This window comes from Algibacter mikhailovii, assembly GCF_014651495.1.
GTDB lineage: Bacteria > Bacteroidota > Bacteroidia > Flavobacteriales > Flavobacteriaceae > Algibacter_E > Algibacter_E mikhailovii.
Map to the genome: position 1 here is coordinate 405,041 of NZ_BMWZ01000001.1, position 13,536 is coordinate 418,576.

Consider the following 13,536-nt stretch of genomic DNA (forward strand, 5'->3'; position numbering starts at 1 on the left):
AATACTACAATAATTTACCAAGGTACTTTAATCACAGGGGTTATTGAAAAGAAAATCCCCCAATTTGGACCAATAACCTCAGGTTGCGTTAAAAAATATTGACCCTGTAAAGAAAACTTTAGCGGCATTTTACCCAATACAACTGTTTTTGCAAATCCTAGATTAAGGGGTATACTAAATTCAATATCTTGTCCTTGAACATAGTTTGCAGATTGATTGGGACTACCGCCAATTTGCCATCCTTTACCAGCAGAAAACCAGTAAAATAGCTGTACTGTACCTAAATTAACGCGATCCGTATTGGAGTCTATAGAGCCTACACCCCACCAATGCTGCCATAAGGCCCCTAAAACACCCCATTTTCTCAATATGCCTGCCAAGACTGCAGGGCCCATTTGAAATTGATCTTTACCTAAAAGATTACTTCCTGCAGTTGGAAAAAACAATGTGGGTCCAAAACCCCAGATAAAGCCACTCTCTGTTGCTTTACCATACAGTGCCATTAGACCAATATCACCAAAACCAGATGTGGCGTCCCAAACGCCTTGATCATTCACAAAAGGAGCGCCTTGAAACGGGAAACTTGGTCTAACACTTAGATTGCCTCCCCACATTTTAAAGGGTAATGTAGGCATAAAAACAAAACTCGAGGTGTTTTGGTTAGAGGCTCCAGGTGCAGAACCACCCCATTGCGCATACGTCCCTTGAAATGTGAAATTGGCTAAAGTACCTATAGGGTTGGATAACTCGCGGGCAATATCATCAGCCGATTTTTGTTTGTCCTGACTAAATACGTTTCCGAATGAAAATACAATAAGTATGAAATAGATAAGCCGTTTCAAAATTAGTTCCTTCAATTTTCTGTGTTAAGATGTACTGGTAATTTACCCTGTTTATCTAAAACCCCACTCATTTTAAGGTTTGCTAATGACACCTCGTTATTATCTACAGTTACCCAAAGAAAATGATCAAAAGACAAGCCGCGCTCCGGAAATTGTTTACCGCCCGTAGTTGCCAGATTAATATAATCCTGACCAAAGCGTTTGGTATGCTTATAAAGGTGGGTATGACCGTTAAAGACCGTATAATTTTTACCATTTAGCGCTTTTTCTATGGTATTAAAATTACTAGACTTTGGGTTTTCCCAAATCGGTTTGTGCAACAATAAAAATGTCCACGTAACGCTAGGGTTATCCTCGATAACACTTATAAAATAATCGGATTGCGATCGACTGATATCTCCCCATTTTTGTTCAGGTAAATTGGCATATTCTGTTTGTTTGTATGCTTCTACTCCCTTTGTCTTATAAACTATTATGGCTTCATTTCTAATGGCTTCAATCTCATCATGTCGTGCAGCACCATGATCTTCCGTATCTAGGATAAGAAAGAGCGTGTTTTTGTAGATGAAGTGGTAATAACTAGGTCCATAACGTTCCTTCCAGATGCCATGAGCCAAATTACCAGTTAAATCATGATTTCCTCCGGTATAAAAAATGGGTGCCTTAGCTTTTTGAGCTCTTTCATCAAATGAATCCCATTGTGCATTCCAAACCGTTGCATCTTTTTCTGCACCTTCTATTAAATCGCCTACATTAACAATGAATTCTGGACGCATTAAATTTATTTGGGAAACACCTGCTTCAAAAATATTTTCGCGCTCTCCCCCTGTAAGATCTGAAAAAACAGCAAAAGAGAATTTTTCTTCGGAAGCATCAAATGCAGTATGCGTCCAAGGCTGAGTCTTAAGATTAGAATCCGTACTGAAATCCCCTTTATGCGATTTACATCCCAAAATGAGGATTATAATTCCAAAATTTAATATATAAGCTATATACCTAAGAAACTTCAAATTCATTATTAATACTTGTTTTTTGAACGTTTATTTTAAATTATTTTTATAAACCTTACCGCCTTTAATGACAAGTTTTAAATCATCATCTGATTTTAAAGCCGTCACATCTTTTGTAGGATCATCTTTCCAAATGTTCAAATCTGCCCAAGCTCCAACTTCCACTACACCTAATTTAGCAGCTTTGTATGGGTCTCTTCCTGGACCGCTCATTTGTAAAATTTTTGTGCAATTGCTTGTCGCCATTTTTAAGATTTCTAAATCTGTATACCCCGTATCTGGAACTTCTTTAGCTGAAATAATATTCGTTCTGGCAAACCGGACTTCATCTCCAAACATATCAGAACCAAGCACTACGGTTACTCCATATTTCCTCATTAATGGGGGCACTATTACGGCCCCTTTGTTTACTGCAGCTCCTTTCTCTCTCATATCAGGAGTAAACCAATCAGGAAAACCACCTGCAAATAATGTATAACTTCCGTAAGGTTGCCATGACCAAAAAACACCTTCGGTTTCAGACATTCTTTTAACAGTTGGCTCTGTGATTAAAAATCCATGCTCAAAAGACTTTACGCCTGCATCTAATGCCATGTTGTATGAACGATCATGATAAGAATGCACAGCAACATAAGACTCATAGGCATTAGCAACTTCTACAATAGCCTTTAATTCATCTATATTCATTTGAGTCATATTCAAAGGGTCAAACGTAGAGGCGACTCCCCCGCCAGCCATCACTTTAATAAAGTTTGCTCCATTTCTAAAGTTCCATCTTGCTGCTTTTATAACTTCTGGCACGCCATCTACCACATGCGTATTTGCCGTCATGGTTTGATAATTTCCTTCACCTGGCATTTCATTCGTAGGTCCCCAATCGCCATGGCCTCCAGTTTGAGATATGACTGGTCCAGCAGAATAAACTCTTGGCCCATCTAATTTTCCTTCAAGAATAAGTCTAGAAATTGATAAGGAATTACCGCCTATATCTCTAACGGTAGTATACCCTTGTTGAATAAGTCGTTCAGCCATTTTAATTGCTCTTGCCCCTTGTCCGTAGGCATCATATTCGTAGGTGCCTTCTGTAGTGCCTCCCCATAACATTAAATGTTGGTGCATATCAATTAAACCAGGTATTAAAGTACCGCCTTGTCCGTCTATAACTGTAGCTCCTTTGGGCGCTTTGATATTGGCTTTTATCTCCTTAAACTTATCACCTTCAATTAGAACATCAGCGCTAATTGTACTGTCAGAGGTGCCGTCCCAAACATTAACATTAGTTATTAGAATCATTGTTTTCTCCTGTTCTTGTGCTAAAATCGTATATGATATACCTATTAGAAAAAAAATACAGAATAGTGATTTTGATAAAATTTTCATTGGTTATGGTTTTAATTAATCTTTAAATAGTATGACTTAAAAGGTGTATTAATTGGTCCCTTGGTTATGTTTTTCCTTTAAAATTAAAAACATATTAATCTTTTCATGTTTGCAATGTCATGTTCAAAGTATCGAAGTTAACTAAAAAAAAAATTAAAACTCTAATCCTTAAGGTGTAAATAAGGTGTATTTTTAGAACCTCAATTCCGACGTGATAAAAATGAATGCATTTCAACTCTCATCAGCTAAAATAACGCCACCGGTACTTACCAAAGATCATCTATCTCGAAGTGCCTTAGTCAATAAAATAACCCAGACTTTAACGAATGGGCATGTTTTTATGCATGCACCCTCTGGCTATGGCAAGACAACCCTAATGGTTGAACTCTGTAACACAAAATCAATCAATCCTGTGTGGTTTTCAATAAGTAGTAGCGAGGACAAACTCATTATTTTTTTAATGTATTTAGCGCATGCTCTGCATAATGATGGGGTTAATTTAAGAGCTACAATGGCCATTTTAAATGCTAACCGCATTCAAGATACAAGTAAGTTAAAAGCGCAATTCTTAATCGATTTAGAAAATGAAACCAAAGACCTATTGATTGTGTTGGACGACTTTCATTTAATCACGGACACGGATATACAGGATTTTGTTGGAAGCATCATAAAGCGAAGTCTGGATTCTACGCGAATAATGATAAGTTCGAGATCACGTTTTCCGGTACATATAGATTGGAAGGTAATTCCGCTTGTAACCATTATTGAACCTAAAGCGCTACAATTCTCAACTGAAGAATATCTAAACTTTAAAAAGATTCTAAAACACACGAACATATATAAGGACAGTGAGTTTCAAGAAGGATGGATAGCTGGTATTAATATCGCTTTGAAACACCCGGAAGCCCTTAAATCGCAATCTACTGTAGACTTAATAAAAAATGCTGTATCTAAATTTGACAAACCCGAATACATTTATCTATTAGCTTCATTAGACATGTTTAATTCTGAATTGTGCAGAACGGTTTTAGGAGATGATAATATCATTGATCAGTTGTCAAGCTCTAGTATTATTCTAGTTCAAATTGATGCCCCAATTCAGCATTTTAGGTTACACCATTTTTGCCAAGATATAATAAACGAACATGTTCCAAGAAACATTTTACAGGACCTAAAAACACTCCAAAACAAAACGATAACATATTTTTTAGATAAAGGTCTTTACGCCACCGCCTATGACATAAGCAGTAAGTTTAAATTGGAAGATTTAAAATATCAGTCCTTTATGCGCTATAGATTGGCATGTTTTAATAACTCTGATTTATATACCCTTCAAGAATTATTTAGGTCAATCCAACATTCAAATTTACTTTCAGATGTTGAGCATCAAATCAATTTAGCTTGGCTTGATATTTTTAAAGGCGACACTTTTGCCATGATTGAAAAAATTAGTGCAATAAATTTTAAATATATTCCTAAAGTTCTCATAGGGGAATATTACGCGCTCAAGGCTTATTCAAGTTACAGCCATACCAGGTATAAAGATGCCTTGAATGAATCAAATCATATAGATACGGGTGAAACTGAAAATTTATTTGCTTTAGGTTATATGCACATATTTAAAATAGGTAGCCTGCAAGCCCTTAAAAGGAGTGATGAAGCCTATGCTCATGGCATTAGTACTCTGGCCTTAACCAATGAGCGCATAATAAAATCTCAGGTCTTATTAGGCTTGTGTTATATATCAAGGCTTGAAGCAAAACAACAAAGTCAGTTTGATTATGCGCGTGCCCTCTTGGCCCTTTCTCATGATAGAGGCAACATAGAAGGGATTGTTAACGCCTCAAGTTTTATAGGTGAATATTATTTTAACAGGTCAGAATATAAATCTGCTGAACAGGTACTAAAAAAGGTTTTAGAATTTAAAGAGAATACCATAGGAGTCATAGGCATGAGTTTCTCTGCCTTATATGGTCGTGTATTGTTTGCACTTGGAAAGAGAGATCAAGCTATCAAATATATTAATGGAGAAATTGAACAGTACATTATATCCGGTAATGGCTTTTTAGTCCCCTATTTGGAAGCTTTGCGCGCGGAGTTTTTATTCATGTCAAATAATAAACATGAATCTATACTTTGGGCACAGCATACTCATGTTGACCCTAAAGTCATTCTAACGGAGTCCTATTCAACAGTTTTAGGTAAGCTTCGGATATTGCTTGCTAAACCATTAGAATTCCCTACAGAGCTTTTAGCGGCATTGATTACGAACTTATCAAACGGAAACAACAGACGCTATTTAACAGAAATTAAGTTGATAAGCTGCTGTTTAAACCTGTCGTTGGGTCATAACGATGTTGCGCATCTTGAAATTGTGAATCTATTACAGGAACTACCTATTATAAAGTTTAGAGGTTTATACGAAACATACGTTATTTACTGTCCTAACCTAAAAAATCTTATCGATAAGAACACAAGCAACCTAGAGTCATTGTCTATTTCGAAAAAAGTAAAAATCACCAATCGAGAAAACCAAATTATTGATCTTTATACTGCCCGCCTCACGGACCAAGAAATGGCCAATCAACTAGGAATTTCACTTTCAACTTTAAAAAGACATAATGTGAACATCTTTAATAAATTACAGGTGAGTTCTAAAAGACAAGTTTTAGCTATTCTCAAGCAAGGTTAGTTTATTTTTAGTATTTCTGGCAAACAATGAATCACCTTTATTACTGTAGCGCATACCTAAATAAATTACGATATTTAAGAATGCATAATGATAAAATAAAGTACCACAATGTTATGCGAGGCCTAATTATTTATACGGATTTTAAATACTTAACCAATCAACTCCTTTTTATCCGTTTAAATAGATATTTCGTTTAATTTTATATCCTTTTCTAATAAGGTACGCATGATAAACACTAGGAATATCATGGGTCCATTTTGGTAAAAACAAGAGTATAACAATGACCTCAAACTGCGAAATTAAACCTAAAACAAGGGCTATAACAAACGGTATTCCGGCATGACTAAAAGCTAGCAACGCCGTAAAAGCTACAACCAAGGAAATACTCCATAGTTTAGACAAAACTGCATGTACACAGGGTGGTTTATTAAATTTGACGAGACTAATAAAATAACATGTTATTTCCATGCCTATTATCATCCAAATATAAATGGCGTTTTCAGCAATCAATTTTGGGAATAAGATCCAAGTTGCAAAACCCACAGACAGCCAAAAAACCATATCAACTTGACTATCCATCCGTCGTAATTTTACTGTTGAAATATGCTGCTTTCTTGCAATTATTCCATCCAAAACATCAGATATTAATCCTAAGTACATTAGCACGACAATAGCCATCTTAGCAGATTCTCCAACAAAATAAGCCAGTGCTAATAGTATTGGAGCCAAAATTAAACGGAAAAGAATTAATAAAACTGGAATATTCATTTTAAGATTAATCACAACTAATGTGTTTATTTTCAATATACTAAAAAAAGTGTTTCTTCATTCAGGATAATTTTGCTTCTTTCAAGTCCTACCCTTAATAAAAACGCATTAAACTATTTCTTAATTTTATGTCCGAATCGATAATTCAAAGAGAATACAAATTTTCCAGATGTTTCTCCCCCGTATAAGTCGTCATTGTTTTCTTGAAAGATATACATTAGATTGACTCCAAAGTTATCAGAAAGCAAAGCTTCTGCAGAAATATAACCCGTATTTAAATTCCAAATCCTACCATATCTTAAACTATAGTCATTACTGAGTCCAAAACCACTCCCAATACTGGATCTTGAATACAATGTAGGATAAGCAGATGGCATCATAAATCCGTAATTATAGTCGATATCAAGATACTTTTTGGGTCCTACCCTCGCATGAATTTCAGGTCTGGAATAATATGATTTATGAGCATCCTCTATATTGGAGACTTCGGTTGTTTCATCTTTATTAACATTAAAATCACCCAGATGAAGCCCCAATCCAACACCAAACCATTTGCTTTCCCATTTAGCATAAGGATTTATAGCAAAAACAAAGTCAGACTTAGTTTGGTTGGTGCCTAATAACGTCGTCTTAATAGATCCGCCCGAAACATTAACACCAAAGGTTTTCTTTGTATTACCTTTAATAATAACCTGGGAGTATCCTGCACCAGCAATTTGATAGGTTTGCAAAAAATACTCATATGAGTAAGACGTATTTGAGCCACATTGGTTTTGTGTATGTTGCGGATTAAATCCAACTTTATTTGTAAAATCACCAAAAGAACCACCTATATCCACACGTTGGTATCTTTTTATTTCTGGTTTTTGATTTGGTATTGTTTGCGCCATAACATAAAACGGTGTGAGTAACAAAAAGGCAACTAGTTTACGTTGATTTCTAAATTTAATCTCAGTTAACAGATAATGAAAAGACAGAATAACTGAAGGAATAAATACCACCCATACCGCCTTAAGCTCAAATGCCAAAAGTAAATGTCTAAATAAAAAGATACAACACGATATGGCGACAATATAAATGAACTCAGAGTAAGCATATAATGACTTGACCCGGCCTCTTGGAGATTCAATTTTAAGCCATTTTTCGTTACTCCATAAACTTATACCCAATAAAATCCCGATGCCTAACATAATCCATTGTATAGACCATACACCTAGATAATAGGTGGTGCTAAATTGAGATATACTATGATCTCTAAAAAATTCAACCCCAAATCGTAATGAAAAATATAGGCACAGCGCAAACAGCATGGCACTTCCATTTTTTTGCCATCTTTTTCTTGTTTTCCAAACAACATACCCAATAACAAATAAAAGCAGACATTCATATAATTGAACTGGATGTACCGCTAACGACAATAGGGCATCATTTTCTATGCTACCCATAAGCCAATGGTTAAAATGACCTTGCGTACCTTTAGGGTATTGAATAGCACAAAAGCCATTAAAAGGAAGACCATAACAACAGCCACTAAATAAGCAACCTAGTTTTGTTATGCCGAGGGTAATAGGCACAACCCATGCAAATAAATCGACCATAGACCTTTTAAATCCAAATATTTGCTGTGACGATAGAAGCGCCATTAAACCAAATAATAAACCACCTATGGATGACCTATTGTTGAATTCTGGAGACTTTGTATGCAAGGCGGCTAACCAGTCACCCATAGATATTGTAAATAATCGGGTACCGATTACGGTAAAAAGGGTAATGGTCGTTAGCATTAACAATACAGAACGTAGATTATAACCACGCCTTATGCTTTTATAAAGCACTACAGAAAACATAAATATAAATGCGAAGAGATAAAAAAACTGATATAAAGCCTGAGGATTATTCACCGAAACAATCATAATATTAGAATTTAATGGTTTGTCTTTGATAAACTTATACTCTAATATTGAATTTATAGTCCTGTATATTCTTTGAACGATTATTCTGGATTAATTTTCTTAGTAAGAATACTTGCAAGGTCACAAAGTGAAAACCATCTTAAGAGCCTTCTTGGTTGGCAAATAAGACAAAAGCAGTTATAGATTCCATTGGCATTATCATAAAGACAGAATAATTAATCAAACACAGATATGTAGCGTTTAAAACTTTGATGGCAGAAAATGCGCCTTATAATTTCTTCGTTATGGGCCAATGAAAAACAATAATTAGAGTGTATTATTAAAAGGCTTAATATTTTTGTTTAATTATTTTAACAAATAATTAAACAAAAATATTTGCTAACAACTTCTTGGCCATTGTATCTTTACAAAAAAAAGATTTATTATGAAAAAATTACTTCCAATTTCAATTATCGCAGTACTTGCATTTGTGTCTACTGCCTTTACAAACATCACAGCATCTGATGACCATGCCACAGTGAATAACAAAACCCTTAATGAGATACAAACCATTGTTTCTGTTGCTGCTGGTAATGACAATTTTACAACCTTAGTAGCCGCTGTTAAAGCTGCAGGTTTAGTTGACACGCTTAACAGTGACGGTCCATTTACTGTTTTTGCTCCCGTTAATGATGCTTTTGCCAAACTACCTGATGGCACAGTAACTACTTTATTAAAACCGGAAAATAAAAATATGTTAACTGCTATACTTACCTATCATGTAGTGGCCGGAAAATTTATGGCGGCAGACGTTGTAAAAGCCATAAAAGCCAATGACGGTGCATTTAAAATTGCAACGGTACAAGGTGGAACCTTGACAGCTTCTTTAAGTGGTAACAATGTAATACTTACAGATAGTAAAGGAAATAAATCTACAGTAGTTATAGCGGATGTTGATGCCTCTAATGGCGTGGTTCATGCTATAGATACCGTTGTTATGCCTTAACTAGTTGTTTGCTTAAAATTGATTAAGAGCATAAAAAGAGTCCAATTCATTTAAGAAATGGACTCTTTTTTTAGGGCATTTAACATTCTAGTCTTGCTGAAAAATATAAATCAGAAATACAACTAATTACGTCACACCATGTTTGGACTATTCAAAAAAAAGTCAGAAAAAGATAAGTTATACGCGCAATACAAAACCTTAACAAAAGAGGCTCATAAATTTTCTACTATCAACAGAAAATTAAGTGATCAAAAAACGTATGAAGCTGAAGAGATTATGAAAAAAATTGAAAGCCTCTAATAATATAGGCTTCCTCTGCTAATATTATTTTTGATAATTCTCGTCATAAATTAAAATGCTCCTAGAATCAAGTTTGAAATTCTTTTATTATCAAATGTATTTTGCACATGTTTTGATTGTTTTAATAAAACCGTTTGCTTTAACGAAGGAAAAATTTTATTGGCCCGTTTTATCATTTTTTCACCGGGAAACATCAAATCATCTTTCGCTGCTATCAATGTTATTGGTGTTTTTATAGAAGCAGCGTCCCTATTATGTATTACTGGAACTGGGGTGAAATCCATTCTAAAACACAATAATACCTTAGAGAGAAATGCTAATGCAAAATCATCTTTTTCACTAAAAAGGGCATTTAAAAACCATTCAACATATTTTGTTTTTCTTGTTTTCATGTAGCGTTTCATCGGTATGAAAACTTTGAACAATGCCTTTAATGGGTTCCCATTGACAATATAGGCAGGTGCCGTTAAAAACACCTCTTTAATATTGCTGTCTTTAAATTCAAGAGCTTTCAGAATTATTAGTCCGCCAAACGAAAATCCTGCAAGCGTTGGATTTACAAGTTTTAAGTGGTCAATAACCTCATGTAGCCACTTTCCATAATCATCATTTTGCATTGATAATCTTGTTTCAGCACTTTTATTGGGTTGCGCCAATACGTCCACAGCAAAAATTTGAAAATCCGATGCCAGTTCAGAATAGGTTTCTAAGGCAATTGGTGCGCATCCATTTGATCCGTGAACAACCAATATAGGTTGTTTTTTGGCATTTCCTGAAACAATAATATTGGTTTTACCAAAAGCGGTTTGCACTTCTATATAACTATAATTAATGTTTAAATCCTTTAATTTTTGATTATAAAGATTTAAAATTTCAGCTTTACCAGTTTGAGGTTTATATAGTGATTCCATGTTAAAATATCGCATTCATAAATCAAAAGCATTTATGATTGTCCTATGTGTTTTAGTTAAATCTCTATTTTAAATTTAGTTACAAATGGTATTTATGTCTTGGTATTCAGATAAAGATACGGTTGGTATATTCTGCCCATTTTCAATCTTTATGCAGGTTAACTCTGGATTTCTATCTACCCGCAAATCAATTAATTGTTTATTATTACTTACATCAAGACTGGTTAGTAAATTACTGGAACTGTAAAGATGCGTTAAGCGCGTATTATTTTCAAGATTAATATTTTGCAGTTTGTTACCTGAAATAACTAAGGTTTCTAAACCTATATTGGAGCTAAAGTCTACGCCTGTAAGTTGGTTGGATATGGCTAATACATTTTTTAGATGTAATGCATCTTGGGTATCTATAGATTTTAATAGATTATGTGTAATAAGTAAAACTTCTAATGATGCATTGTTTATACTAATGGTTTCAAAATTATTAAAAGATAAATTTGCCTTTTTCAGTTTTTTCGATGTTGCCAGTCCCTGGATTGTACTGATTGCATTGGCCTGAAAATCTATCAAGATAAGATTTGGATTGTTGCTTATATCCATATGAGTGAGATGGTTTCCATTAAGATATAATGTATCCAACTTGGTATTAGAACTTAAATTAACAGCTTTAATTTTTTGTCCAGCAACAGATAGAAAACTTAAGTCTGTAAACCCCTCTATACCTGTTAAATCCCTAATTTCTCCGAAATGAGCCGATAGGTTTAAATCTAATCGTTTGATATTTTCAGCATCTGTTTTTAACATTTGTTGATTAATAGTACCATCTGAATCTATACCTTGCTCTATCAAAATGGATTCAAAATGTTGGTCGGGTATCTCTAAATAAAGCGTGTCTTGAGTATCTCCATCATCATTACTACATGAAAGAATAAAGGCAGATGATAGTATTAAAGCGAGTATATTGAATTTTATATTATGCATTGTTTGTACAATTTAAATTGTTATGTTTTTTAAAGAAAAATAATTGATTTTAGAACGACGACATTCTAGATGGATGAACTATAGATTACAGGCATTTGTCCTTTCCATTTCCCCCATAGATGGTCATCATTAATTAAACTTGCCATAAAGTGACCAACATTTATCCGACTTACTTTGCCTGCATTAAAAATGGCACTTCGCGTTGGTGATTTATGTATTTCATAATCGCTAACTTCTTCATCGTTTATTAAGCCATCTGGTCTCACTGCTACCCATTCAATAGAAGTATTATTTTGCCCAATCTCTGTTCGTAAATAATCTGCTGCTTTCTCATTATCTACATGCGGTGGTAATAGTAAACGAAGCAAACCAATCACACATTTTTGAGCAAAAGAAATAGGCTCTTTTAAATCGCGATTACGATTACCTGTAGTATTCATTAACACAAACTTTGTTTTACTTTTACTCGTGTTTGCTGTTATAGCATTACACAGTCGGCTTGTCGCATCTTTAACTAACCGCCGTGGTTTACCATAGATCCCTTTAAAAGTCAGGTTATGTCCAAGACATGACGCTATGGCGTCACAATCGGTAACCATAGTGCGCATTTCTGCATCGCTTAAATCTAAAACGCTTGCTGTGATGATTTGTAAATCATCATTATTTTTCCATGAATCTGGTAACCTTTCTGGCGATCTTACAATGACCTTAACTTTGTTTTTTTGAATTAGTAGTTGCTCTACTAATTGACTTCCTGTGGCACCACTTGCGCCTACTACTAACACTGTCATATTGATTTTTTGATTGATTGATTGATTGATTGATTGATATTTTCGTTTAACTACAAATTCTCCTTATTGGCCTTCCTCCAAAAAACTATAGCAAAAAGACTCGTTATAACAGGAATCATTAAGCCATATTCGTCTAACCAAAAGGAACTAATTTCATTGGTAGCTGTTATTGGTGTGAATATTTTTTGAATAAAAATGTTATGCACAGAATGAAAAAGCGCTGCTGGCCACAAACTATTCGATTTAAATGTATAATATGTCATGATAACAGAAATAGCCATAATCATTAAAGTAAATGCTGCCATATGAAAGAAAAGCAAGCCACTTCCATTATAAATTAACCAAATTATTGGCCAATGCCAGATCGACCAAATTAATCCACTTATAATCGATGTGCCTTCAAAAGATAATAGTTTTCTAAGTTCAAAAACAAAAAAACCACGCCATCCAATCTCTTCTCCTAGAGTAGCCCCTATATTTTTAACAACGCCAACAATGGCTAACAGCAAAATCATAACTGACGCTACCATGGGTGTATTAAACCCAGTCATGCCTAATTCATCTGACCAAGCTGCGATTGTATTTTTATTACCAAAATTCCCGAAACCAAATACCCAAATTAAAATATATGAAATAGTAATATAGCATGCTGGTAACAGATAAGAATATCTTAAATACTTAAGGCTTTTTAGACGCCATGGCAAACTTGAAATAGAGCGATTCATAAGCTTTAATGTAATAAGCGAGGCTATTGCCGGCGATAACATTAAAGCACCAATATAAATACTCGTTGGGTTTAATTTCAATATAGCATAATAGCAAATGCTACTTAGCAGGGTTAGAATACCTAAAAACACAATTATTGTTTTCCAGGTTTTATGATTCGTTTTAATTGATCCAGTCATGATTTGTTGGTTGTCTTTACGACGAGAGTTCATGAAAGTTGTTACACTACTCTACTAAAAT

General features: G+C 34.4%; 12 protein-coding genes. 3 read left to right on the plus strand and 9 right to left on the minus strand.

The genetic code is table 11. The annotated features are described in order from the left end of the window. Nucleotides 1-14 precede the first annotated feature (14 nt). From IE051_RS01810 to IE051_RS01820, 3 genes are read right to left on the minus strand one after another with little or no spacing between them, the layout of a single operon-like run. Nucleotides 15-857, minus strand: coding sequence for a hypothetical protein (locus tag IE051_RS01810; protein ID WP_189358902.1), 843 nt, complete (start codon nt 855-857; stop codon nt 15-17). After that, on the minus strand, nt 854-1,858 hold the full coding sequence (locus IE051_RS01815) for a metallophosphoesterase family protein (protein WP_189358904.1): 1,005 nt from the start codon (nt 1,856-1,858) through the stop codon (nt 854-856). The genes IE051_RS01810 and IE051_RS01815 overlap by 4 nt, the downstream gene beginning before the upstream one ends. Nucleotides 1,859-1,882: 24 nt before the next feature. Next, a complete protein-coding gene (locus IE051_RS01820; RefSeq protein ID WP_189358905.1) occupies nt 1,883-3,232 on the minus strand; it encodes an amidohydrolase family protein in 1,350 nt (449 codons plus the stop codon). A gap of 220 nt (nt 3,233-3,452) precedes the next feature. On the opposite strand from IE051_RS01820, the gene IE051_RS01825 reads away from it, so the two are divergent. Beyond that, entirely contained in the window at nt 3,453-5,924 is a 2,472-nt protein-coding gene (locus IE051_RS01825) for a LuxR C-terminal-related transcriptional regulator (protein ID WP_189358907.1), read from the plus strand. 168 nt (nt 5,925-6,092) lie between these two features. On the opposite strand, the gene IE051_RS01830 is transcribed toward IE051_RS01825, so the two are convergent. Both IE051_RS01830 and IE051_RS01835 read right to left on the minus strand, forming a co-directional pair. Then, the gene (locus IE051_RS01830) at nt 6,093-6,692 is read right to left on the minus strand and encodes a CDP-alcohol phosphatidyltransferase family protein (protein WP_189359361.1); all 600 of its coding nucleotides are present in this window, start codon (nt 6,690-6,692) and stop codon (nt 6,093-6,095) included. Nucleotides 6,693-6,805: 113 nt separating this feature from the next. Continuing rightward, the gene (locus IE051_RS01835; RefSeq protein WP_189358909.1) at nt 6,806-8,605 is read right to left on the minus strand and encodes a prolipoprotein diacylglyceryl transferase; all 1,800 of its coding nucleotides are present in this window, start codon (nt 8,603-8,605) and stop codon (nt 6,806-6,808) included. A gap of 424 nt (nt 8,606-9,029) precedes the next feature. Between IE051_RS01835 and IE051_RS01840 the strand changes: the two genes are divergently transcribed. Beyond that, the gene (locus IE051_RS01840; RefSeq protein ID WP_189358911.1) at nt 9,030-9,590 is read left to right on the plus strand and encodes a fasciclin domain-containing protein; all 561 of its coding nucleotides are present in this window, start codon (nt 9,030-9,032) and stop codon (nt 9,588-9,590) included. Nucleotides 9,591-9,728: 138 nt separating this feature from the next. Continuing rightward, on the plus strand, nt 9,729-9,890 hold the full coding sequence (locus IE051_RS01845; protein WP_189358913.1) for a Lacal_2735 family protein: 162 nt from the start codon (nt 9,729-9,731) through the stop codon (nt 9,888-9,890). A gap of 50 nt (nt 9,891-9,940) precedes the next feature. On the opposite strand, the gene IE051_RS01850 is transcribed toward IE051_RS01845, so the two are convergent. From IE051_RS01850 to IE051_RS01865, 4 genes are all read right to left on the minus strand, one after another. Next, the gene (locus IE051_RS01850; protein WP_189358915.1) at nt 9,941-10,801 is read right to left on the minus strand and encodes an alpha/beta fold hydrolase; all 861 of its coding nucleotides are present in this window, start codon (nt 10,799-10,801) and stop codon (nt 9,941-9,943) included. Between the two features lie 75 nt (nt 10,802-10,876). Continuing rightward, nucleotides 10,877-11,779 (minus strand): leucine-rich repeat domain-containing protein, encoded by a 903-nt coding sequence (locus IE051_RS01855; RefSeq protein WP_189358917.1) that lies wholly within the window; start codon nt 11,777-11,779, stop codon nt 10,877-10,879. 65 nt (nt 11,780-11,844) lie between these two features. After that, nucleotides 11,845-12,570: an NAD(P)-dependent oxidoreductase gene (locus IE051_RS01860; RefSeq protein ID WP_189358919.1), complete on the minus strand. Its 726-nt coding sequence runs from the start codon at nt 12,568-12,570 to the stop codon at nt 11,845-11,847. A gap of 50 nt (nt 12,571-12,620) precedes the next feature. Continuing rightward, complete coding sequence (locus IE051_RS01865; protein ID WP_189358920.1) at nt 12,621-13,475, minus strand: CPBP family intramembrane glutamic endopeptidase; 855 nt, start codon at nt 13,473-13,475, stop codon at nt 12,621-12,623. Nucleotides 13,476-13,536: the final 61 nt, after the last annotated feature.

Excerpts from the sequence above, each read along its gene's own strand:
- IE051_RS01815 (WP_189358904.1), bottom strand. The coding sequence starts at position 1,858 with ATGAATTTGAAGTTTCTTAGGTATATAGCTTATATATTAAATTTTGGA.
- IE051_RS01820 (WP_189358905.1), bottom strand. The coding sequence starts at position 3,232 with ATGAAAATTTTATCAAAATCACTATTCTGTATTTTTTTTCTAATAGGT.
- IE051_RS01825 (WP_189358907.1), top strand. The coding sequence starts at position 3,453 with ATGAATGCATTTCAACTCTCATCAGCTAAAATAACGCCACCGGTACTT.
- IE051_RS01830 (WP_189359361.1), bottom strand. The coding sequence starts at position 6,692 with ATGAATATTCCAGTTTTATTAATTCTTTTCCGTTTAATTTTGGCTCCA.
- IE051_RS01835 (WP_189358909.1), bottom strand. The coding sequence starts at position 8,605 with ATGATTGTTTCGGTGAATAATCCTCAGGCTTTATATCAGTTTTTTTAT.
- IE051_RS01840 (WP_189358911.1), top strand. The coding sequence starts at position 9,030 with ATGAAAAAATTACTTCCAATTTCAATTATCGCAGTACTTGCATTTGTG.
- IE051_RS01845 (WP_189358913.1), top strand. The coding sequence starts at position 9,729 with ATGTTTGGACTATTCAAAAAAAAGTCAGAAAAAGATAAGTTATACGCG.
- IE051_RS01850 (WP_189358915.1), bottom strand. The coding sequence starts at position 10,801 with ATGGAATCACTATATAAACCTCAAACTGGTAAAGCTGAAATTTTAAAT.
- IE051_RS01855 (WP_189358917.1), bottom strand. The coding sequence starts at position 11,779 with ATGCATAATATAAAATTCAATATACTCGCTTTAATACTATCATCTGCC.
- IE051_RS01860 (WP_189358919.1), bottom strand. The coding sequence starts at position 12,570 with ATGACAGTGTTAGTAGTAGGCGCAAGTGGTGCCACAGGAAGTCAATTA.
- IE051_RS01865 (WP_189358920.1), bottom strand. The coding sequence starts at position 13,475 with ATGACTGGATCAATTAAAACGAATCATAAAACCTGGAAAACAATAATT.